The sequence below is a fragment of the Salinimicrobium aquimaris genome, from assembly GCF_035607535.1.
GTDB lineage: Bacteria > Bacteroidota > Bacteroidia > Flavobacteriales > Flavobacteriaceae > Salinimicrobium.
The window spans coordinates 302,495-325,694 of record NZ_JAYDZX010000001.1; the positions used below are offsets into that span (position 1 = coordinate 302,495).

15 protein-coding genes are annotated in these 23,200 nt (G+C 42.5%); 5 read left to right on the forward strand and 10 right to left on the reverse strand.

Features of this window, described 5'->3' with window-relative positions:
• Positions 1–9: 9 nt before the first annotated feature.
• On the reverse strand, positions 10–1,074 hold the full coding sequence (gene aroC, locus VR862_RS01410; RefSeq protein ID WP_324719153.1) for a chorismate synthase: 1,065 nt from the start codon (positions 1,072–1,074) through the stop codon (positions 10–12).
• A gap of 50 nt (positions 1,075–1,124) precedes the next feature.
• Entirely contained in the window at positions 1,125–4,034 is a 2,910-nt protein-coding gene (locus VR862_RS01415; protein WP_324719154.1) for an FAD-binding and (Fe-S)-binding domain-containing protein, read from the reverse strand.
• Positions 4,035–4,168: 134 nt separating this feature from the next.
• Here VR862_RS01415 and VR862_RS01420 point away from each other — a divergent pair, with 134 nt between their 5' ends.
• Complete coding sequence (locus tag VR862_RS01420; protein WP_324719155.1) at positions 4,169–4,660, forward strand: hypothetical protein; 492 nt, start codon at positions 4,169–4,171, stop codon at positions 4,658–4,660.
• Positions 4,661–4,746: 86 nt separating this feature from the next.
• Here VR862_RS01420 and bshA read toward each other — a convergent pair whose 3' ends face one another.
• From bshA to VR862_RS01435, 3 genes are read right to left on the reverse strand one after another with little or no spacing between them, the layout of a single operon-like run.
• Positions 4,747–5,898, reverse strand: a complete 1,152-nt coding sequence (gene bshA, locus VR862_RS01425) for an N-acetyl-alpha-D-glucosaminyl L-malate synthase BshA (RefSeq protein ID WP_324719156.1) — start codon at positions 5,896–5,898, stop codon at positions 4,747–4,749.
• A 3-nt stretch (positions 5,899–5,901) separates the two neighbouring features.
• Positions 5,902–8,829 carry a serine hydrolase domain-containing protein gene (locus VR862_RS01430; RefSeq protein WP_324719157.1) on the reverse strand — a complete coding sequence of 976 codons (2,928 nt, stop codon included), beginning with the start codon at positions 8,827–8,829 and terminating at the stop codon, positions 5,902–5,904.
• On the reverse strand, positions 8,829–9,314 hold the full coding sequence (locus VR862_RS01435; protein WP_324719159.1) for an ABC transporter ATPase: 486 nt from the start codon (positions 9,312–9,314) through the stop codon (positions 8,829–8,831). Before VR862_RS01435 ends, VR862_RS01430 begins: the two co-directional genes overlap by 1 nt.
• A gap of 179 nt (positions 9,315–9,493) precedes the next feature.
• Between VR862_RS01435 and VR862_RS01440 the strand changes: the two genes are divergently transcribed.
• Complete coding sequence (locus VR862_RS01440) at positions 9,494–10,027, forward strand: hypothetical protein (protein ID WP_324719160.1); 534 nt, start codon at positions 9,494–9,496, stop codon at positions 10,025–10,027.
• A gap of 57 nt (positions 10,028–10,084) precedes the next feature.
• Here the strand turns inward: VR862_RS01440 and VR862_RS01445 are convergent, their stop codons facing one another.
• From VR862_RS01445 to VR862_RS01460, 4 genes are read right to left on the reverse strand one after another with little or no spacing between them, the layout of a single operon-like run.
• Positions 10,085–10,876, reverse strand: a complete 792-nt coding sequence (locus tag VR862_RS01445) for a (Fe-S)-binding protein (RefSeq protein WP_324719161.1) — start codon at positions 10,874–10,876, stop codon at positions 10,085–10,087.
• Positions 10,877–10,916: 40 nt separating this feature from the next.
• The gene (locus VR862_RS01450; protein ID WP_324719162.1) at positions 10,917–12,266 is read right to left on the reverse strand and encodes a 4Fe-4S dicluster domain-containing protein; all 1,350 of its coding nucleotides are present in this window, start codon (positions 12,264–12,266) and stop codon (positions 10,917–10,919) included.
• A 10-nt stretch (positions 12,267–12,276) separates the two neighbouring features.
• A complete protein-coding gene (locus VR862_RS01455) occupies positions 12,277–13,227 on the reverse strand; it encodes an MlaD family protein (RefSeq protein ID WP_324719163.1) in 951 nt (316 codons plus the stop codon).
• A gap of 55 nt (positions 13,228–13,282) precedes the next feature.
• The gene (locus VR862_RS01460) at positions 13,283–14,401 is read right to left on the reverse strand and encodes an N-acetylmuramoyl-L-alanine amidase family protein (protein ID WP_324719164.1); all 1,119 of its coding nucleotides are present in this window, start codon (positions 14,399–14,401) and stop codon (positions 13,283–13,285) included.
• Between the two features lie 167 nt (positions 14,402–14,568).
• Here VR862_RS01460 and VR862_RS01465 point away from each other — a divergent pair, with 167 nt between their 5' ends.
• Positions 14,569–17,226 (forward strand): putative LPS assembly protein LptD, encoded by a 2,658-nt coding sequence (locus VR862_RS01465; protein ID WP_324719165.1) that lies wholly within the window; start codon positions 14,569–14,571, stop codon positions 17,224–17,226.
• 16 nt (positions 17,227–17,242) lie between these two features.
• The gene (locus VR862_RS01470; protein ID WP_324719632.1) at positions 17,243–17,623 is read left to right on the forward strand and encodes a Rid family detoxifying hydrolase; all 381 of its coding nucleotides are present in this window, start codon (positions 17,243–17,245) and stop codon (positions 17,621–17,623) included.
• A gap of 45 nt (positions 17,624–17,668) precedes the next feature.
• Here the strand turns inward: VR862_RS01470 and VR862_RS01475 are convergent, their stop codons facing one another.
• Positions 17,669–22,051, reverse strand: a complete 4,383-nt coding sequence (locus tag VR862_RS01475) for a translocation/assembly module TamB domain-containing protein (RefSeq protein ID WP_324719166.1) — start codon at positions 22,049–22,051, stop codon at positions 17,669–17,671.
• 126 nt (positions 22,052–22,177) lie between these two features.
• On the opposite strand from VR862_RS01475, the gene tsaD reads away from it, so the two are divergent.
• Complete coding sequence (gene tsaD / locus VR862_RS01480; RefSeq protein WP_324719167.1) at positions 22,178–23,200, forward strand: tRNA (adenosine(37)-N6)-threonylcarbamoyltransferase complex transferase subunit TsaD; 1,023 nt, start codon at positions 22,178–22,180, stop codon at positions 23,198–23,200.

Here is a 23,200-nt window from a genome sequence, read left to right on the forward strand (position 1 = left end):
TCTCTGTTGTTATAGTTTCGAGGTTTTATTCTGTAAGTAATAATCTGCTAAAACAAGGGCGGCCATAGCTTCCACGATAGGAATTGCCCGTGGCACCACGCAAGGGTCATGTCTCCCCTTGCCCTGCATCTCTACTTTTCGCCCTTCGGCATCAATGGTCTCCTGTTTTTGCATGAGCGTGGCAACAGGCTTAAATGCTACCCTGAAGGTAATATCCATTCCGTTCGAAATTCCTCCCTGGATGCCACCGCTAAAGTTCGTCTTAGTCTTTCCATCTGCCTCAAAAAGGTCATTATGCTCACTGCCTTTCATTGCTGCCCCTGCAAATCCGCTGCCGTACTCAAAACCTTTTACCGCATTAATGGACAGCATGGCCGAACCGAGGGCAGCGTGAAGTTTGTCAAAAACAGGTTCTCCAAGTCCCACGGGAACATTGGAAATTACGCACTCCACTACACCTCCCACAGTATCTCCCTGTGAACGTATTTCTTTAATGAAGGCTTCCATTTTTGATGCAGTCTCAGGATCAGGACAACGCACCGGATTTTTTTCTATTTCTGAAAGATCCAGCTCTTCAAATTTCTTCTCAAGCTTTAAATCTCCGACTGACGACGTGTAAGCCGTAATCTTAATTCCAGATAATAATTGTTTGGCAATTGCACCGGCAGCTACCCTGCAGGCTGTTTCTCTTGCCGAAGATCTTCCTCCTCCCCTGTAATCGCGGTTCCCGTATTTTTGATCATAGGTATAATCGGCATGAGAAGGACGGTAAACATCCTTGATATGAGAATAATCTTTGGACTTCTGGTTTGCATTTTCAATAATGAAACCAATAGGTGTTCCCGTTGTTTTCCCTTCAAAAATGCCAGAAAGGAACTTCACTGTATCGGGTTCCTTGCGCTGGGTCACAATAGCAGATTGCCCCGGTTTTCTACGGTTCATTTCCTGCTGAATTAGCTCAAGGTCTAGCTCGAGTCCGGCAGGACAACCATCAATGACTCCTCCAATAGCTTCGCCATGAGATTCGCCAAATGTGGTAAGTCTAAAAAGTTTTCCGAAGGAATTTCCGGCCATTGAAGGTGATTTTGAGCAAATGTAATTTTTTAAGATAACATTAAAAAATGTTATTTAAGCGCTCCTGCCATGATAACAGCAGGGTGCAGGGCCTTTTTCCCCGTTCCGTCATAGATCTGGTGACGACAGCTGGTTCCGGGAGCAGCGATGATGGTCTCTTCTGAAGCTTTTCTCACAGCCGGAAAGAGCGTTTGTTCCCCTATCTGCATGCTTACCTCGTAATGCTCTTTTTCATAGCCAAATGAACCCGCCATTCCGCAGCAACCGGAAGGAATTACGGTGACCTCAAAATTCTGCGGAAGGTTGAGCATGATAAAAGTGCTTTCCACTCCCGAAAGCGCCTTCTGGTGGCAATGGCCATGCAGCTTTATCCTCTTTTTTTCTGAAGTAAAGGAGTCGGCAGTAATATTTCCGGCAAGTACTTCTTTCTTGAAGAATTCCTCCAATAAAAAGGCATTTTTGGATATCTTCTCTGCAGCAGCTTTATCATCTGCCAGCCTCAGGTACTCATCTCTAAAGCTCAAAATAGCCGAAGGTTCCAATCCAATGAGCGGATTTTCTTCAGAAACTATATCCTTAAAAATGCTAATATTCCTATTGGCAACTTCTTTTGCTTCCTTTAGAAATCCCTTTGAAATAAAACCACGACCACTTTCGGGATGTTCTATGATCTTTACATCATAATTAAGTTTCCAAAGCAGGTTCAAGGTTGCCACTCCCACTTCGGCATCCAAGTAGTTGGTGAATTCATCATTAAAGAGGTAGACAGTTTTTATCGGAATACTAATTCTCTGTTGATTCTTCCTGAAATATTTCGACAAGCTCGTCTTCGAGAGCTGCGGAAGCTTACGCTGCGCCGCTATTCCCATAGTTCTTTTGATCAAACCGGAGGTTAAAGAACCGGAAAAAATGAGGTTCGAAAAAGGGGAGATTTTCGATGCCTTTTTGTTCATCATGGTGTTAAAAGCAAAAGCTTTTGAGCGGAGAGAGCTTCCATTGGCCCTGTTGTATTGGTATTGAAATTCAGCTTTATACGCAGCCATGTCCACATTTGATGGACACTCACTTTTACAGCCTTTACAGCTTATACAAAGATCCAGTACTTCTTTCAGTTCTTCGTGATCAAACCGGTTTGCTTTATCAGAATTTGTCAAAAACTCCCTGAGTGCATTCGCCCGGGCGCGGGTGGTGTCCTTTTCGTTACGGGTAGCGCGGTAACTGGGGCACATAGTTCCTCCAGCCTCGGCCGGTTTACGGCAATCGCCACTACCATTACAATTTTCGGCACCTCTAAGGATTCCAAGAGAATCAGAAAAATCCATAATGGTATTCATCTCCGGCTCCTCTCGGCCCGGCTCATAACGCAAACTCTCATCCATTGGTGGTGCATCGATGATCTTGCCGGGATTAAAAATGTCCTTTGGATCGAAGATCTTTTTTACCCTTTTTAGAAGGTCATAATTCTTTTCCCCTATCATGAATTTTATAAACTCTGCTCTCACCCTTCCATCCCCGTGCTCGCCACTCATGGAACCACCGTATTTTTTGACCAGGGCAGCTACGTCTTCTGTGATCTTTCTAAAAAGGACAACATCAGAATCTTTTTTCAGATTTAGTATAGGTCGCAGATGCAGTTCCCCGGCACCTGCATGGGCATAGTAAACCGCATCCTGACCATAACTCTTCATGAGTGCAGAAAATTCTGAAATATATGCAGCAAGATCTTCAACCGCCACAGCCGTATCTTCAATACAGGCCACAGCCTTACGATCCCCAACAATGTTTCCCAGCAATCCAAGCCCGGCTTTTCGCAATTCTAAAGCTAGTTCTATAGTGTCATTCCGAAGAACTGGAAGTGCATAGGCCAATTCTGAATCGGTAAGGGTTTTAAGTAGTTCGGCAGTGCGATCGGTCAACTCTTCTTCAGAAGAAGATCTTAGTTCCAGCATCAAAATTGCCGCCGGATCTCCTTCAATAAAGAACCTGTTTTCCCTGTATTTAAGGCTATTCTTCGTACAGTCGAGAATTACCTTATCCATCATTTCACAAGTAAATAATGAATGCTGCATAGCGGGAACTACCGCCTGCAAACATTTTTCAACCGAATCAAAATGAGCCGCGATCATTACCGCATTTTCAGCAGGTAAGTCGTCCAGCTGTAAAGTAATTTCGGTAGTAAAGGCAAGGGTGCCTTCACTTCCACACAACAAGTTACAGATATTGATCTTCTCTTCAGTACCACCTAAAACTTCAGCTTTTATAAGCTCATCTACAGCATAGCCTGTGTTGCGCCTGTGAATTTCAGGTTTTGGAAAACCGTTAATGATCTCCTCCCGGACAGCTTCAGATTTAAGCTCTTCATAAAGCTTCCGGTAGATCTCCCCTTCCATGGAATTCAATTCCATTTTGCTGCGGAATTCTTCCGAAGTTATTTCAGAAAATATAGCTTCAGACCCATCGCTGAGGAGAACTTTCATCCCCACCACCTTGTCACGGGTAACGCCGTATTTGATCGAGGTGGTGCCGCTGGAGTTGTTACCTGCCATCCCGCCAATCATGCAGCGATTTGAAGTTGAAGTATTGGGTCCAAAAAAGAGGTTGTGAGGTTTAAGGTACCTGTTGAGATCATCCCTTATCACGCCGGGTTGAACTTTCACTCTCTTTTTTGTTGTATCAAGTTCAAGAATCCCGGTAAAATATTTGGAAACATCAACAACGATCCCCTCTCCTACACACTGTCCTGCAAGGGAAGTACCGGCAGTTCGGGGAATAAGGGAAGTTTCATTTTTGGCAGCAAACAAGATGAGGGATTGAAGATCCTCCACAGTTTTGGGATACGCAACTGCAAGCGGAAGCGTGCGATAAACAGAGGCATCTGTAGCAAAGATCCTGCGCCACAGGTCATCATAGAAAAGTTCTCCCGTCAAGGCATCTGCCAGGGTTCTTAGTTGCTGCGTCATAGTTGTATAATAATGAGTGTTTTAAGGCTTATGCTGGCAGATTTGAATCAAAATTAACATTATATTAGCGAAAGCCAAGGGTTCTCGCACATTCAGAACCTCTAATTTTACAACAACAAATAAAAAGAAAAGATATGAAAAAATTGATCTTATTAGCCTTTTGTGTTCTTGGTCTAACCTTGAGTTCACAAGCCCAATCCATAGCCGATAATGCTTTGGGTCTCCGTCTTGGCGGAAGTGATGGCGTGGGAACAGAGATCTCCTATCAAAGAGGCCTTTCCGACAATAACCGGCTGGAATTAGATCTTGGCTGGAGAAACGGAAAATATTACGACGCATTTAAGCTTTCAGGTCTTTACCATTGGGTTTGGAACATCGACGGAGGCTTTAACTGGTATGCCGGTTTTGGAGCCGGAGTAGGTTCTGTTGATGGGCACAATGATGATCGTTGGGACAACGACGACGACGGAATTTTCGTTAATGCAGCCGGAAACATTGGTATCGAGTATGATTTCGATTTTCCGCTATTGCTATCTCTGGATTTTCGTCCGGAAATAGGAGTGATCAATTATTACGGAGACGATCTTGACTTTGACCTGGCACTTGGTATTCGTTACCAGTTTTAGAACCAGAATATAAATATCGAAAGAGGATGCCGATGGGCATCCTCTTTTTTATTTGCAGAATTACCTTTTACCTGGGTGTCAAAAAACTAATTTTGGGCAGTCTTTAATTTTTGCACTGAGTCAAGTGCATCCTGGTAAAGGTCCTCATATAAAGGAACTACTGAATAGATATCGAAAATAAAGGATTGTTTGCGGGCGTTTTCCTTAAACTGTTTGAGGGTTTCATCGTTTTCCAGAATTGTCAGCGCATTTGCCGCCATTTCCTCTACTTCTCCCACATCGCTTAAAAATCCGGAAAATCCATCTTTATTGACTTCCGGAAGACCTCCGGTATTCGTCGAGATCACCGGCACACCATTCACCATCGCCTCCAGTGCAGCAAGACCAAAGCTCTCTTTTTCTGAAGGTAACAGGAACAGGTCTGAATAACTGAGCACTTTGTCAATTTCATGGGATTCGCCTAAAAACAATACCTTTTCTTCAAGTCCCAGATCATGGACCAGTTCTTCGGCCATTTCCCTTTCGGGCCCCTGCCCTACCATAATAAGTTTGGATTTCAGCTTTTTCTGAACTTCATAGAAGATCATGACTACATCTCTCACCCGTTTTACCTTCCGCAAATTACTCACGTGAGTAATGATCCTCTCATCGTTTGCAGCCAGCATATTTCTTTGACAGTTGCTAACAGATTGGGTGTATTTTGTAGTGTCTATAAAATTAGGAACCACATTGATCTCGCGCTTCACATCAAAGAGCCGCAGGGTATCGGCTTTTAAACTTTGAGAAACCGAAGTAACCACGTCGCTATTGTTGATGCTAAAGGTCACTGCAGGTTTGTAGAAAGGATGATTTCCAACAAGGGTAATGTCTGTTCCATGAAGGGTAGTTACCATTGGCAGGTAGATCCCTTCTTCCTCCAGCATTTTCTTCGCCATATAACCCGCGTAAGCGTGAGGAATGGCATAATGTACATGAAGAACTTCGATTTTATGAAGCTTCACCATATCTACCAGTTTACTGCTTAAGGCCAGTTCATATGGTTGATAGTGAAAAAGTGGATATTCGGGTACGTTTACTTCATGAAAATGTATGTTGTGAGAAAGTTGCTCCAGCCTTACCGGCTGTTTATAGGTAATAAAATGTATCTCATGGCCTCTCCTGGAGAGGGCCATTCCCAATTCTGTAGCAACCACGCCACTTCCACCAAAGGTGGGGTAACAAACAATGGCAATTTTCATTTTCTAGCGATCTATAGCTTCGTAAATAAGTTCCTGAATATTTGACCGGATGCTCTCCCTCGTAAGCTCATTGTTCGCTGCCGATGGATGTATACGGTTTGCTAAAAATACGTAAACTATTTCTTCATCGGGGTCTGCCCAGGTAAAAGTTCCTGTAAAACCGCTATGCCCAAAGCTGGTCATGGAAACACAGCCACAGGTAGGCCCCACATTTAAAAGCTGTGGTTTATCAAAGCCCACTCCCCTTCTTACATCCTGTTCGCAATAGTAACAGGTGTTGAACTTATCTACCGTCTTTTGATCCAAATATCGTTTCCCGCCATATTTCCCGCCATTCAAATACATCTGCATGATCTTGGCTACATCATTGGCGTTGGAAAAAAGACCTGCCTGGCCGCCAATCCCTCCCAGCAATGCTGCTCCTTCATCATGTACATAACCGTGGAGCAGTTGACCTCTCCAGTTGCGGTCATTTTCGGTTGGAACGACCCTTTCCTCAGGAAGTTTCTTTAGTGGTAAATAAGTGGTGCTGTGAGCTCCTAAAGATTTATAGAAATGATCCTGGGCGAGATATTCAAGAGAAGTGCCGTAAATATCTTCCAGGTAGAACTTGAGCAGGTAGTATGGGAGATCACTATACTTGTACGTCTTTCTCTTTTCAAGTTCGCTGTCCCTAATCACCTTAAGGATTGTATCTCTAATATCATTGCGTGCATAGAAATTTTCGGCAATTTGTACATTATAGCCTCGATCTTCCCGGGAACGAATATATTTTACATCCGGCTTTTTTGTTTTTGGGTCAATGGTCATCCGGTGAAAGGGGATCCAGCTTTTGAGTCGGGCGTAATGCGAGAGCATATCCAGTACGGTAAGATTTTCCTTATTGCTTCCGCGGAAGTAAGGTAACATTTCACCCAATGTAGTGTCCAGATCCAGTTCATCCTTATCCACCAGTTCCATCAATAGCGGAAGGGTGCCCAGTATTTTGGTTAGGGAAGCGAGATCATAAACATCTGAAGCCTGTACAGGTCTTTCTTTTTCATAGGTGTGGTAGCCGGCATTTCTTTCATAGATCACTTTTCCTTTTCTTGCGATCAATACCTGAAGCCCCGGAGTCATTTTCTCATTAATAGCTTTGTCTATAAGCTCATCAATTCTTTGAAGTTTGTAGGAATTCATCCCTACTTGTTCGGGAAGACCGTATGACAGTCTTTCGAGGTTTCTGGTTCTGAAGCCGGTGCCAACAGGAAAATTATTTCCGGCGCTTACAGGAAGTTTTCCTTTGGCCTCCAATGCCCCAAAAATGACCTGCGCTGCTTTTTGCTGCGCCAGTTCAGTATTTTGATAAGCCACTTGTATTGCCTCAAAATTCCCTGTGCTCTCGAGATCAAGTAAAGCATAAGGGCTGGTAAAGACATTAAGTATGACTCTATTCTTCCTGGCAATCTCATACAGCCAGGTTTGCTGTCTCTCATTCAGCCTAAAGCCACTCCAGGGTGAAGCAGAAGATTGATGGTAACCAATGATCACCTGGTTATAGGAATCTAATTTATCCAGCAGCTCATTCAGGTTTTCTGCAGAAATTGAATCCACCTGTGCGTACTTGTTTAGCTGGTCAAAAAAAGCATCTCCGGAATCCTCACCAAAATGCACATAGGCGATCTTGCTGGTTTCAAGATCCTTTATTGGAATTGCAGACCGGTCATTCTTGATCACCGTCATTGCATTCTCATAGAGCTTATGGGCTAGAACATCATTTTGAAGGCTATTTAGATCTTCAATAAGATAAGCGGGATCTACAGGTTCAAAGTTGTTAAGCCCTGCTTTATATTTTGCATACAAGATCTTTCTTACCGAATGCTTCAGGCGTTCTTCGGTAATTAATCCTTTATTATAAGCTTCTATGATCATTTCTGAAGCTACAGGAACATTTTGTGAATAGAGCAAAATGTCGTTTCCTGCAAGAAAGGCCGCCAGTTCTATTTCCCCCGGTTCATCAAAATCTGAAACTCCCTTCATATTAAGGGCATCTGTAATAATGAGACCATTAAAATCCATCTCCTCCTTCAAAACCCCGGTGACAATTTGGTGTGAAAGTGTAGAAGGGAAATTCTGCCGATCTTCAAGACTGGGTACATTTAAATGCGCTACCATTACGCTGCCCAGTCCTTCCTCAATAAGTTTCCTATATGGATACAGCTCTTCTCTAAAGATCCTGTCTCTTGAAAAATCAATAGTAGGAAGCGTTTTGTGCGAATCCCTTTCGGTATCCCCGTGTCCCGGAAAGTGTTTAGCGCTGCTCAAAACCCCTTCCCGCTGCATACCTTTAATGAAGGCAGTTGCTTTACGGGAAACATTGTTCTTATTTTCACCATAGGAACGGTTTCCAATGATCGGATTTTTGGGATTGGTGTTTATATCTACTACAGGAGCAAAATTGATATGCACTCCGAGCCTTTTTGACTGCCGGGCGATATTTACACCCACTTCTGTGATCAAGTTTTCATCCTGAATAGCGCCAAGGGTCATGTTCCATGGAAAGGCATAAGTAGAATCCAGTCTCATCGCAAGTCCCCATTCGGCATCCATTCCAATCATTAGCGGAATTTTTGCAAGTTCTTGTAGCTCATTATTAATTTTGGCCTGCCGTATTGGCCCGCCCTTGGAGAAAATAAGTCCGCCAACATATTCCTGCCTCACCAGCTCCCTTACCCTCTCAATTTTTCCGGGAGGATCTGAGGAAACTACATCGATCATAAATAACTGCCCCACCTTTTCTTTAAGGGTCAGCGAATTGTATATGCTGTCTACCCATCGCCGTTGTCCCTGAACATCTTCAGCAATTAAAGGACTGCTTTGGGAATAAGAAAACGGGGAAATAGAAAATAAGGCCAATATGAGGCCTAAAAATATCTTGTTCTTAATTGTCATTAATTCAGGAAACGCTTGTGCCAGCTTTCGGATGCAGGAACTTCCCAATCTGAAAGGTATTCGGCTTTATTGTTCACGAGGTTGTTAAACACTATGGTTTTAGGAGAAACGGCTTTGTCTTTAGCCATTTTTCTAAAGTCGGTTAGGGTCTTATAGGCTACAAAATCTCCCTGTTTATAGGAGACATTCATCTTATCAAGCAGATCAACGTTATAGTCTTTTTCGAGCTGTTGTATAAACCTTACCGATTCGTCTATTGAGCAACCGGTAGCCGCATTGACCTTTTGGTCCAGTGCAAGAATTATAAAACGTTTATATCGCAATTCAAAAGACGCTTTGAGGTTTGCACCGTGGGCAGTCCATTGTTCAATAAATGATTGAAGTTTTTCTTTAATTTCCTTGAGCTCTTCCTCTGTAAAAGAGCGATTTGACTGATAGATCCAAACGCGGGAACTTTCAGGTAAAGTTTCAAATGGGACAAACATTACTTGGGATAAATTTAGTGCTACAAAAATAAAAGAAATGCAGCCGGGAATCCAATTTCAGAAGGTTAAAGTTGTACAAGTTTTACAGATAAAGCCGTTGTTCCACAATTAGTAAAAACGAAAAAGATAAGCTGACTTAAATCATAATTCTTAGGAAGATCCTCACTTAAATTTGTTCTATGGAAAAGAAAGAAAAAGAACTCATAAAGCTTGCAAAGGATTTGGGCTACCATTCCCGAGGTAAAAATCTATATGATCTTGTAGACTGGTTGCGGGAAGAAAAGCAGATACATGTGGAGGTGGGTAGCATTTGGGATGAGTTAACCAATTCGGTTGAATCCTACTGTTTTACCATAACTGCACCTGTTAATGTCTATTTCTTTGAACCTGTTTACGTTTCCGGAGGAAAAACTCATGAAGAAATGCTTAATCAGGGGCTTTTTAAGGCGCTTGAGATCCTCCGCACCTACGATAAACAGAAGAATATTAGAGTGTCTGATGATGAGGTAGTAATTGCTTATTTAAAAGGCTACGGTGATAAACATAAGACTACGGCACCACCTCAATACCACACCTATATTGAAAAGTACGCTTACCTGTTAGGCAGGCAGGGAGATTATATTGAAGAAGGTTTAACGGAAGATGATATCCTCATCCTGGTGAAAAATATTTCTCCGGAAGAAGAAGCTCTAAAGCTGGAAAACAGATCCTAAAGACAAAGGGGCTGAAAAATGTCATTTTACAGCCCCTTTGTTTTTGCTATAGGAATACTACAGATCCTCGGCAGTTGCGATCATTTCTGCAATATCCATCACTGCAATATTGTCTTCCCGATTTTTAGCTTTAACTCCATCGGTCATCATGGTGTTGCAGAAGGGACATCCGGCTGCGATAACTTCAGGTTTTACATCGATAGCCTGTTCGGTACGTGCAACATTCACATCTTCCTTTCCGGGTTCAGGTTCCTTGAACATTTGGGCACCGCCGGCACCACAACACATGGCATCTTTTTTACACCTTTTCATCTCCACCAGCTCTACTTCCAGTTTTCTCAAGAGATCTCGCGGGGCTTCGTAAATCCCGTTACCACGCCCCAAGTAGCAAGGGTCATGAAAGGTGATCCTCTTACCTTTAAATTTACCACCTTCTACTGTTAGTCTTCCTTCTTCAAGCAAGGACTTTAGAAAGGTGGTATGGTGCATTACCTCATAATTACCGCCTAAGCCGGGATACTCGTTCTTAATGATGTTGAAGCAGTGCGGACAGGTAGTAACGATCTTCTTTATTTCATATCCATTTAGAACTTCGATATTACCGGCAGCCTGCATTTGATAAAGAAATTCATTTCCGGCTCTTTTTGCAGGATCTCCGGTACAACTTTCTTCGGTTCCTAAAACGGCAAAATCAACATTTGCTTTATTCAGAAGCCTCACAAAAGCTTTTGTTATTTTTTTTGCTCTATCGTCAAAGCTTCCGGAACAACCTACCCAAAAAAGAACTTCAGGTTGTTTACCTTCTGCCATGTATTCTGCCATTGTAGGCACTTTTAAACTTTCTGCCATTATGATCTATGTTGCAGCCTCAAAAAGGCCATTTTTGATATTAATTTTCGTTTGCCCAATTAAGGCGGTCCATCTGGTTGTAAGGCCAGGGAGCACCGTTATTCTCAATATTACCCATGGCGTTATTGAGATCGGCCGGGCCTGCACTTTGTTCCATCATAAGATATCTTCTCATTTCTACGATAATGGATAGAGGATCAATTCCTACAGGGCAAGCTTCTATGCACATTTGGCACGTAGTACATGCCCATATCTCTTCTCTATTGATATAATCATCCAGGAGCTGCTTGCCGTCATCCACAAACTTGCCATTCTTATTGATGTTTTCTCCCACCTCTTCAAGCCTATCGCGGGTATCCATCATGATCTTCCTTGGAGAAAGCAGTTTTCCGGTGTTATTTGCAGGACATTGATCTGTACAACGCCCGCACTCTGTACAGGTGTAGGCATTAAGCAGCTGAACCCGATCCAGGTCAAAGACATCTGATGCCCCAAACTTTTCAGGTTCCCCTTCTTCTTCACCTTCAGGCTCTGCCGGCGCAGCAAAAGGATCGGCATCGGGATCCATCATCAACTGCACCTCTTTTGTCACGGCATCAATATTGTCGAATTCGGCCTTAGGTTTGATCTTGGAATAATAGACATTCGGAAAAGCCAAGAGTATATGCAGGTGTTTTGAATAGTATAGATAGTTAAGGAAAAACAGAATTCCGAGGATATGCAACCACCAGGCAGTTCTTTCTATGATTATGAGCGTTGGATTTGATAAACCATCCAGTAGCGGAAGTAAAAAGCTGCTTACAGGAAAAGCACCTGCGATTTCACCACTTGCCATTGCGTAATGCGGAGCAAGGTTTAATTGCAATTGATAATCGGCCGCGTTCATAATGAGGAACAGCGACATAAGCACCATCTCGAAGTACAGAATGTAATTAGCGTCGTTCTTCGGCCACTTCGTTAATTCCCTGGCTCTAAACCTGTAGATGTAAATTATATTACGTCTTATCCAGAAGATGATCACTCCCACAAGGACAAGAAGGGCCAGGATCTCAAATGCACCAATAAGGAAGCTGTATGGAGCGCCGGCAAAAGCAAAGATCCTGTGGGTGCCAAAGATACCATCAATAATGATCTCCAGCACCTCAATGTTGATGATGATGAAACCAAGGTAAACTATAATGTGAACGATTCCGGAAACCGGTCGGCGCACCATTTTGTATTGACCAAGAGCGATCTTGGCCATTTTCCCCCAGCGTTTCCCGGGGTTGTCACTTCGGTCGGCTTCCCGCCCAAGTTTGATATTTCTGATCATTCGCCGGATATTGCGAATAAAAATACCTATCCCCACTGCCAGAGCGAGGATAAAGGCGATTTGTGCAAGAATCTGCATGATTGGTTGGTTATTTTAATGAATCTCTCGGGGGCGAATAAGGTCCCGGGTTTTTCCCAAAGATAGAAAAATGTACGTAACGTTTTGGATTGAGTTTGACGTCTTGTATTAGAGCGTCTAACTGATTTGTTGCCCTTTCAAGATTATTATATACAGAAGGATCATTGATTAGTTTACCTGCAGTTCCTTCTCCCGAATTCAGTTTGCTGGTAACAGTCTCAAAATTAGACACTGCCCTTTCCAGATCTTCCGTCACCTTTCTAAGCTCAAAGTCGGCCAGGGTATCAGAAAAATTGTTCAGGTTCGTGGACATCTCGTCCAGGTTTGTAAAGGTGCGGTTGAGCTTACTACTATTCTCATTGAGAATACCTTCAACCGAATTTGCCGAATTATTTAGAGAAGCAACTGTCGCATTAAGATTCGCAATGCTGTTCTTGAGATTAGCACGGGTTTCGGCATTCATTACATCATTAAAGGAATTGATCAGGGAGTCTGTACTCACTATCACTTTCTCGATCTTCTCCTGTAATGGAGTTAATCTTTCATTCACCAGTTCCAGCAATCCTTCTTCTATCGCGCTTTGAAGGGTATCGCCAGATTCTGCCATATTCCCTTTTTCATATTCGGGAATAATAGCAATGGATTTCCCTCCTATAAGTCCGCCTCCATAGATCTGTGCCACACTACTTTTTGCAAAAGGAAAATCATTATCAACAGTGAAGGAAACTACTAATTTACCGGAAGTATCTAAAAATCCGATCTTATTGACATTTCCAACCTTGAGGCCATTTATGGTTACAGCAGAAGAAGGTGTGAGTCCTTCTACATCATTATAGACTGCATAAAAGGTCCTGCTGGAATCGAACCAGTTTTTACCTTTTAAGAAACTATAACCAAAAATAAAAAGAAGAATGGCAACAATAGCCAGAAGAGCGGTTTTTACCTCTTTAGTATATTTCACAAAGACTGTCCTATTTGATGAAGGACAAATATAAAATTTATATAGTAAAGAAGGTCTATTTCATTTTTGTTTTTAACGCGTCATTAACGCTGATCTTTTCATTTCCGCGGAATGCCACGATATAGGAATCGCGATATCCCTTTCGTTTTGCCTCTTCATGAAGATCCTGTACCTGCCCATAACTGGAAGTGGCTCCGTAGTAATATTTAAAGAGCTTGCCTTCCTTGTTTCTGGAGACCTGAGTAAGACCTTTAAAATTTCGGGCGCTGGGATCAAGTTTTTTTCCTGTGGCTGCCAATTGTACTTTAAAAGTGATCCCGTCATAGACATCCAGAGTTGGTTTAGGAGCTTCATCGACGAGATCCACAGCAGGATTGGCTTCGATATTCTGAAGGATCTCAAGGTTCATCGAATTCTTGTAATCTTTTACAGCACGAACAATGGACTCAGATATTGCAGTTTGGCCCGCGGCACTGTTGAGATAAGCTCCTTCAGATTTGTTACTCAAAAAGCCGGCCTCCACAAGGACACTGGGCATATATGTTTCCCTCAATACAAGAAAACCTGCCTGCTTCACTCCCCGGTTCACTCTTTTGTTGATGTTGGTAAAGTTCTTCTGAATAAGATCTGCCAGTAAAATGCTCTGTTCGAGATATTCCTCCTGCATTAAAGTTAAGCCGATATAGGATTCAGGAGAATTGGGATCGAACCCGTCATAGGTCATTTCATAATCCTCCTCTAAAAAAATCACCTCGTTCTCCCTCATGGCCACCTCCAGGTTGTCCTCGTTTCGGTGAAGTCCCAGCACAAAGGTTTCAGTACCCTGAGCCTGGGATTTATGGCCATTCATGTGAATGGAAACGAAAAGATCGGCTTTGGCCTTATTGGCGATCTGGGCCCTGCCGGCGAGCGTAACAAATACGTCACTTTTGCGGGTGTAGATCACTTTTACATCCGGAAGTTTCTCAAGTTCAGCACCCACTTTAAGGGCAATGTTAAGGGCAATATTTTTCTCGGAATAACCATTCCAGGAATTCCCCGGATCCTGTCCTCCGTGACCGGCATCAATCACGACTACAAACTTTTCAAGATAGGGATCTTCTGCAGCAGAAGCTGTAGCTAAGGAAATTGTAAGACTGAAAAATATAAATAGGGCAAAAAATTTCGTTCTCATATGCAAATAACGGTTCATTGGGGCGGTTATTATTTTTCCTTAAGTCAAAAGGTTCCTTAAAAAATATATGTAATTTTGAAACTTCAAAAAACAGGCCACACTGTACAAAAATAGTATAACTAGCATTGCGAACAAAGATACTTTACATACTTTCCTGCTGTATTTTTTTGCTTTCTTTAGCCTCAAAATCAACAGCTCAGGAAATAAGAACAAATGAAGGTATCCGCATCCCTGCAGAACGAGAACCTGTTCAACCAATACGCGATTCTTTACGAATTGAAGCCCCTGTTCCGGTCATTTCTTTAACTCCGACTACCCGGGACACAGTGCGTCCCAAAAATGAGCCTTTGACCGATAGGGTAGTTTACACCGCACAGGACTATATGCGTCTCAGTCCCCGTGAGAACAGGTTGTATCTCTATGACAATGCCGAGATCACCTATGGCGACATAAATATTACTGCCGGAAAAATTATCTTAGACAACGAAAGGAATGAAGTCTACGCCTATGGTATTGTAGATTCGGCAGGAGTTTATACGCAAAAGCCTGTGTTTACACAAGCTGAAAGCGTGGTTCGCCCCGATTCCATCCGGTTTAATTTTGATACCGAAAGAGCTTTGGTCTTCAATTCCCGAACAGATCAGGGAGAGTTCAAAGTGTTGGGGCAGATCACTAAAAGAGAGAATGATTCGGTCTACTACATGAAAAATGTAAGGTTTACCACCTCTCCAAACGAAGAGAATCCTGACTATTATTTCTATGCCCGGCGAATCAAATTTGTTCCCGATAAGAAGATAGTTTCGGGCCTCGTCAATATGTATATCGCCGATGTTCCTACTCCGTTGGGACTGCCTTTTGGCTATTTCCCAATGACAGATGAACAAACTTCGGGCTTCATTATTCCCTCTTTTGGAGATGATAACAACAGAGGTTTCTTTCTTCAGAATGGAGGTTATTATTTCGCAATAAGTGATTATGTGGACCTCACGGTCTTAGGTGATTATTATACCAATGGAAGTTATGCAATGAGAATGGAGTCCTCTTACGCATTGCGATACAGGTTTAGAGGAAACCTTAGCTTCCGGTTTGAAAAACTCATCAATAGTGAACCCGGTTTTCCGGATTTCTCTGAATCGACCATATATAACCTGCGTTGGAATCACTCACAGGATTCAAAAGCAAATCCTACCTCGAGATTTTCAGCGGCAGTGAACCTTGGTAGTAGTGACTATTACCAGGCTTCAACCAATCAAATGAACACCGGGAACCGATTGACAAATACCTTAAGTTCCTCTGTTTCCTATTCAAAGACCTTTAATATTCAGCCTCAAATAAATCTGAGTATTGCTGCTACTCATAGTCAGAATACAAATACAGAGCAGATCAACATGACCCTGCCCACAGTCCAGGCGAGTATGGCCAGGGTTTATCCTTTTGAGCCTAAAGTAGGTGCCAAAAAAGGCATTATTGAGAACATAAATTTTCAGTACAATTTTAGGGGAGAGAATAGATTTCAAACGACCGACTCCCTGTTCTTTAAACCGGAGATGTTCAAAAATGCCATTTTAGGGGCACAACATTCCATTCCGCTTACCACCAACTTTAAGCTTTTTAATTATTTGAGCGTAAGTGCAGGGACAAATTATACCGAGAACTGGGTTTTTAGGACATTTGAACGATCTTATGACGAAGAAGCACGCGTAGAGGTCATAGATACTGTGAGCGGCTTTGATTCTTTTCGCACCTACAACTTCAATACAAGTATTGGAACCACAATCTACGGAACCAAGAACTTTAGCGGGGATGGAAAATATCAGGCAATCAGGCATGTTCTGCGCCCTTCCATAAGCTATAATATCAATCCCGGCTTTGGATATTACTACGATAATTATATTATTCCGGAAACAGATGGCCGGGAAGAGCGCGTAGTAGAATACTCCCGATTTCAGGGAACTTTATATGGTCCTCCCGGCAAGGTGTTTTCCAGCTCTATTGGCCTCTCTTTAAGCAACACCTTTGAAGCAAAAGTTAAAGACTCGGTAGATGCCGAACCGCGTAAGGTCAAGCTCCTGAACAATTTTAACGTTAGCACCTCGTACAATCTTGCGGGGGATTCTTTAAGGCTTTCCCCTATTAGTGTCCGCGGAAATATTCCAATTATTCAGAATAAGCTGGACATCAACTTTGGAACTAACCTAGACATTTATGCTCTCAACAACGAGAACCGTCGGATTGACAAACTCAATATCGAGAATGGCGGAAGTCTCTTCAGGCTTACGAATGCCAACATGAGTTTTGGATATTCCTTCTCCAGCGACCAATTTTCAGGAGGAAAGGAAAATGTGAACAGGCTGGAAAATCAAACCTTCAGAAATGGAGGTCGCCCGGATGATCTATTCGGAAAGGACATGGATATTGACGGGACTTTCTATGATGAGAAAGAAACAAATCCTGCTGAGGAAGAGGAAAGCGAAAACAGCTGGTACAATTTTGACATTCCCTGGGACCTTCGCCTGGCGTATACCCTCAATTATGCCAATAATGCACGGCAAAGTCAGATAACATCGCATTCGTTGATGTTTTCGGGCGATGTTGAACTTTCCCCAAAGTGGACTGTTGGTGCATCTTCGGGTTATGATTTTGTAAACACAGGATTTACCCATACCCAGCTGCGTTTCGCCAGAGACCTTGAAAGCTGGCGAATGACCTTTAGCTGGACTCCTTTTGGAGTGTATAAACAGTGGAACTTCTTTATTGGTATCAAATCTTCATTGTTGAGAGATATCAAATATGAAAAGAGAAGAGAAAGAGACAGACGACTTTAATTTAAATACTTCAGCTATGAAAAAGATCATCCAGACTAATGATGCCCCGGCACCAATAGGTGCATACAATCAGGCGGTTTTAAGCGGAAACACCCTGTACATTTCCGGACAGATCGCTATCAACCCGGTTAATGGGGAATTGGAACAAGAAACTATCGAGGAAGAAACCGAGCAGGTAATGCGTAATCTTAAAGCTATTCTCACTGCAGCTGAAATGAGCTTTGAAAACGTAGTGAAAAGCTCGATCTTCATTAGCGATATGAATAATTTCTCCAGGATCAATGCTGTTTATTCCAAATACTTTAACGAAGCAACAGCACCGGCACGAGAAACTGTGGAAGTGGCCAATTTGCCCAAGTTTGTAAATGTGGAGATCAGCATGATCGCTGCAAAGTAGAAAAATAAGAGGTTCCAAGAATGTCATTTTTGGAACCTCTTATCTTTAGAAGTCATCGGCTCCCGGAAACTTAATATAATCTGGCGCCAAACTTTTCTTTTGCTCCCCCTGCCCCTCTTCTTCGTCTTTTCGAATGGCGGCAGCTACAACTTCCTTATCGACGATCTTGCGCAGTAGCTCTTTAAAGGTGTCAAAATCTACCTGGTAGGACAATCCAACTCCCTGAGTAAAGCCCAGTTCCTCTCCCAGGTACTGAATATTATTTTCCCTGTTAAAGATCTTTGCACGCAGATTACCTTCCTCATTAAGCAAAAATTCGATCTCGAGGTTTCCTACAATAACAGTCTCAGTGACACCCCCAACCGGCACCCCAACCTGACCATTGATCAAAACCCGTTCACTTATTTGCGTGGACAGAGTAACCCCAAATCTGTCGGCCATAGACTGTTCAGGAGTTCTTGAACCTTGTTCGTAGTTTAAACCGACTTCAAACACTCCTCCATCATCTCCAACTAAACTGCTAAAAAGTCCTGAAGATGCACTTTGGAATACTCCCCCAATTATAGCGCTACTGGCATTACCACCAAAAACATCGGGAGTATAGAACTGCCCCAGTGCAAGGAGTGAGAATGCCTGAGCTTCACTGTTTCCGCTTGTTTCGATTTTGTATTCCAGCTCAGACCTTACCGCCGAAGCCACATTGGGATATTCGAGATCAAAAGAAATATCGGGCTGTACAAGTTCTCCTTCCAGGTTGATCACCACATCTACAGGTATTCTTCGGCTAATCCCCGGATTATCCAGGATAACAGCAGGATTGGCATGTGCTTCATAAATAGCACTCATATTTAGATCGGCAAGGGCCGGGTTACCATTCCAGTTAATAGTTCCTCCGGGCCGCACTTCAAATCGTTTTTGAAGAGCTCCGTAGTTAAAGATGTATTCCCCTGTATTGGCAATAAAATCTCCCCACATATTGAATTTTCCAAGGGTATTGATCTCGATCAACAGAGTTCCTGCTCCTCTTCCCCTTAAAATACTGCCGTCAATATCCAATTCTACGAGGGCATCATTGGTTACATCAAGATCGAAATTAAGCTCCAGTCCTTTTACTTCCTCAAACTGTAGTTCCTCCCCGGCCAGTCTTGCAGCTTTTTCTTCAGGGCTTAAAAAGTGAATAAAAGAGTTATCTCCTATACTTTCTGAATCACTTATAGGAATTTTAAAAACTGTTCCCCTGCGGGTAGTTCCAATTACATCAATGACTAATTCTGAGGTGGGACCATAAATTGAAGCATTGCCGCCAATGAATCCCGTACCGTAATAAAGAGCTTCGTCATCGTATCCGGTATCGAGCACCAATAGCCTGTCTGTGGAAATATTCAATCCCAGCACCCAATTGCTGAAGTTGGTATGGGAAATTGTTCCATCCAGTACTCCTGTGGTATTGTATTTCGTGTCGGTAATATTGATTTCGTCAAAATTGAATTGCTGTCGGGTGAGGTTCACAACGGCCCCTTCCTCAAAAGCAAAATCAACATTTAAATAAGGAATTGATAAACCTGCCCGATTCAAGAATAGACGCCCATCTATATCGGGATTCCGGTAGTCCCCGGTGACATCTGCCTCCCCGGATACCAACCCCCGTATGTTATTGAGAACATCCTTGCCCAGCGGACTAAACGCTGACATATTAAAGTTCTTGAGTTCAACCTCCAAATCGATCTCGGGAGATTCTCCGTCTACCACAATTTCTCCAATAGCCGACAAGGACTCGAGTCCGGCATTACGAAGAGAGGTATTTACGTTATAAAGACTAAGGTCGCGGTTACCCATAACATCCAGATTGAGTACTCCAAGCAACTGTTCATTTATAGTCAAATCCCGTACCGTAAGAGAAGTGTTGGGATAATAGGCACCGTCCTCCTGCAATAGATTAAGGGAGCCATTCACCACTCCCCCCATTTCGAGACTATTGATTTCAGGAGTGATCTTATAAAGATCTACACTATCAAACTCCATTTGAAAATCTTTATAGGTCGAATCCCGCATCTGGCCTGCAAGGCGTATCTCTTCATTTTCATGGCTTAACACGAGAGAATCCACCCTTATATTGTTCATTCCATTCGAAAAAATAACTCTGTTGGACCTGTTCCCTTCTTCATTGAGATGCCATACACTTTCCTTAAACTTTATGTCTGAACGCTGTAAACCCACCACGGAGTTATTGTTTTCATTTATGGTGTGGTACATGTTAAGATTGAAAACATCATTGCTCTTAGGTCCACCCTTGAATTCAGATCGAATAAAGAGTGTATCATTAAGTGTAACATTAATAAGATTAAAATCCTTGATATTATAGAAACTGGTAGCTACGCTGTCTATCTCTATGTAGGTATTAAAAAGCGGATTGGAGTTATCTACCTGAATATTAACCTTTTCAAAGAGGTTATTGAAAGCATTGATTTCAGGTGAGCGAAAAGCAAGCCGAAACTCAGATTCATCAGATTCTACACTTCCGCGGATAAACGTATTGGGTGCCAGAGTAATTTCCGGATAAAAGACTTCTACGATCTTATTATAAATATCAAAGTCAAAATTCAGATATTGATTGGTGGTGATCTTGTTGGGACGATAATTGGTATAGAGACTACCAACAGCATTTTCCACGAGAGCGGGCACTTCTGTAATATCAAAAATTCCTTCTATAGTACCACTTATAACATCCGGCGAATTTACCTGAATTGTCCTCACGGGTCCATCAAAGGAGGAGGTGATCTCCAGGTCTTTGAACATATAAGAGTCATTCTCATTTTTATATGAGGTATTCAGCAGGTATATTTCTCCTTCAAAGTTATTGAGATTCGTACCCTCCATATTCATAATGATGTCTCCCTGGAAAATGGCCAGACTATCCCTTTTTACTAGGTTCATGGCAGCCAGATTTGCGTGAGCAACAGAAGCTTCAAAGTCATAGACATTAGTGCCTGCCGAAAAATCGGCAAGACCATTAAATTCCATCTGGAGGTTGGGGTCAAGAGAAATAACATTTCCATTGAACAAAGGAGCTTTCAGGGTCCCCCGCACCTTCAGGTTATTGTAGGCGTAACCGCGGTAAACAAGCCTTGAAATCACCCCCTGCACCTGGGTATTAAGAGTTTCAGTAGAGAAACCTCGTCCGTCAAAAGTTATATTAAAGGAGGTAGTCCCCAGATCCTGTACGTTTGCGAGTCGGCCAATATTAAAGCTTTTCACTTGTAGCCGCCCTTTGTAAGAAGTAAGATCTGTTTCGCCAAAACCTTTTAGGTTAAGATCTACATTTGCAGTTCCCAATTGAGAGTACAAAAGGGCTTTAGTGGAAAGAGCGTTTTCAGAAACATAAATATTCCCTTCCATTTGTACATTTCCAAACTCCCTGAGCTCTGTAGGTAATTTTTCCCGCAGCAGCCCCGGTAGAAGATTGATCAGATCATAATAATTAGTGGAAAGCTCACTAAGACTACCCTCAAGAGTGAATTCCTCTTCTTCTGTCGATAAGGAATTTTTAATTTGTAATTCTCCTACCAAACGAGTGCGGTCAAGGCCACTCATTTCCAGGTTGGAAAGGTGAAAATCGTTTAAAATTCCATCAAGGCTGGTTGAAAAATTGATCTCCTGGTTATTTCCAAATTTATTATAGAAAGGCTGCAGGTCGTTTGTGGATACGGTTGAAGGCCTGAAAACAGCCTTTACAGGAACTTTATTGATAAATCCGGCAAAACCATTGGTAATATCGAAAAGCACATCTGCATCTATACTGGAATACGGCGTCTCCACCTGAAGATCTTTCAAAGCCATTTCTTCAGAAGTATAACTGAAGGCAGTACTCAAATGATCTACCTGAATTCCCCTTTTCTCAAAACCGGATAATCTGTCCACATCGACAAACACATCAGAGCCGTCAACAACAAGATCACTGGCCAGGATATTGAGATCATCAAGCGAAACAACCTCGGGGTAGTTAACATTATGATTTGTATAACCATATCTCCCGTTGACAACCTCTAACCTTGAAATAGTGAGGAGAAATGGGGTAGACTCCTTTTTGGATTGGCTCTTTAGTTTGTTAAGAAAGATATTCAGGTTGTCCCGCTCTTCTCCTTCGTACACCTTCATATCCATGTAAAGCTGTTTTGCTGTTGTAGGGCCAAGAGTAGGATTGTTGTTGTAGATGCTTTTAAGACTGGTGGCGGAAGTACGTACATTTTGTGAAAAAATGAGCGTATCCTTGTGGTGGTCCAGGATAAGAACATCCTGCAAATTCAATTTACCACTATAGGTGAGACCCACGCGCCCAATATTGATATCTACATCTTTAGTTTCCTTGAGGTTATCGGTAATTATTTTGGCAACAAAAGTTTGGACTGAGGGAATAGAAAATACGATCAACAAAATGATGAAAAGCAGCAGCAGGGCGAGCAGCGTTTTACCCAGTATTTTCCAGAATTTTCTGATAGATTTTTTAGTTATAACTTTGCGAACAATATTAACAATTTTCGGGCCTAAAAACTAAGGATGGCAGTACAAAATATTTACATACTAGGCATTGAATCCTCCTGTGATGACACGGCCGCAGCCGTACTACATAATGGAAAAATCCTCTCCAATGTAATCGCTACCCAGGAGGTGCACAAAAAATATGGCGGAGTAGTTCCAGAACTTGCTTCCAGGGCCCATCAACAGAATATAGTGCCGGTGATCCATGAGGCGCTTTCCAGAGCCGGTATAAAAAAAGAAGACCTCTCGGCCATTGCCTTCACCAGAGGGCCCGGATTAATGGGGTCATTGCTTGTAGGAACCTCCTTCGCAAAATCCCTTTCCTTAGGTTTGAAAATTCCCTTACTGGAAGTAAATCATATGCAGGCTCACATCCTGGCTCATTTTATTGAGGAAGAGGAATATAATAAACCTGAATTTCCTTTCCTGGCGCTAACCATTAGCGGTGGACATACCCAGATTGTTAAGGTCAATGACTACTTTAAAATGGAAGTCATTGGAGAAACGTTGGATGATGCTGTTGGAGAAGCTTTTGACAAGAGTGCAAAGATTCTCGGCCTCCCCTATCCCGGCGGACCATTAGTTGATAAATACGCGCAAACAGGAAATCCAAAAGCATTTCCTTTTCCCAAACCTAAAGTAGACGGACTTAACTTCAGCTTTAGCGGACTCAAGACTTCCATTCTTTATTTTGTTCAGAAGCAATTGAAGGAAAATCCCAAATTCATTGAAGAGAATATTGAAGATATCTGCGCCTCCATCCAGCATACCATTATTGGAATCTTAATGGATAAGCTGAAAAAAGCCGTAAAACAAACCGGAATCAGACAAATTGCTATTGGCGGCGGAGTTTCTGCTAACAGCGGCATTAGACGTACGCTCAAAGAAGCTGAAGCAAAACACCAATGGAAGACCTTCATTCCAAAATTTGAATACACTACAGATAATGCTGCAATGATCGCTATTGCAGGTCATTACAAATATCTTTCAGAAGATTTCGCCAATATGGGAATCACCGCCAGAGCGCGATATAAATTTTAG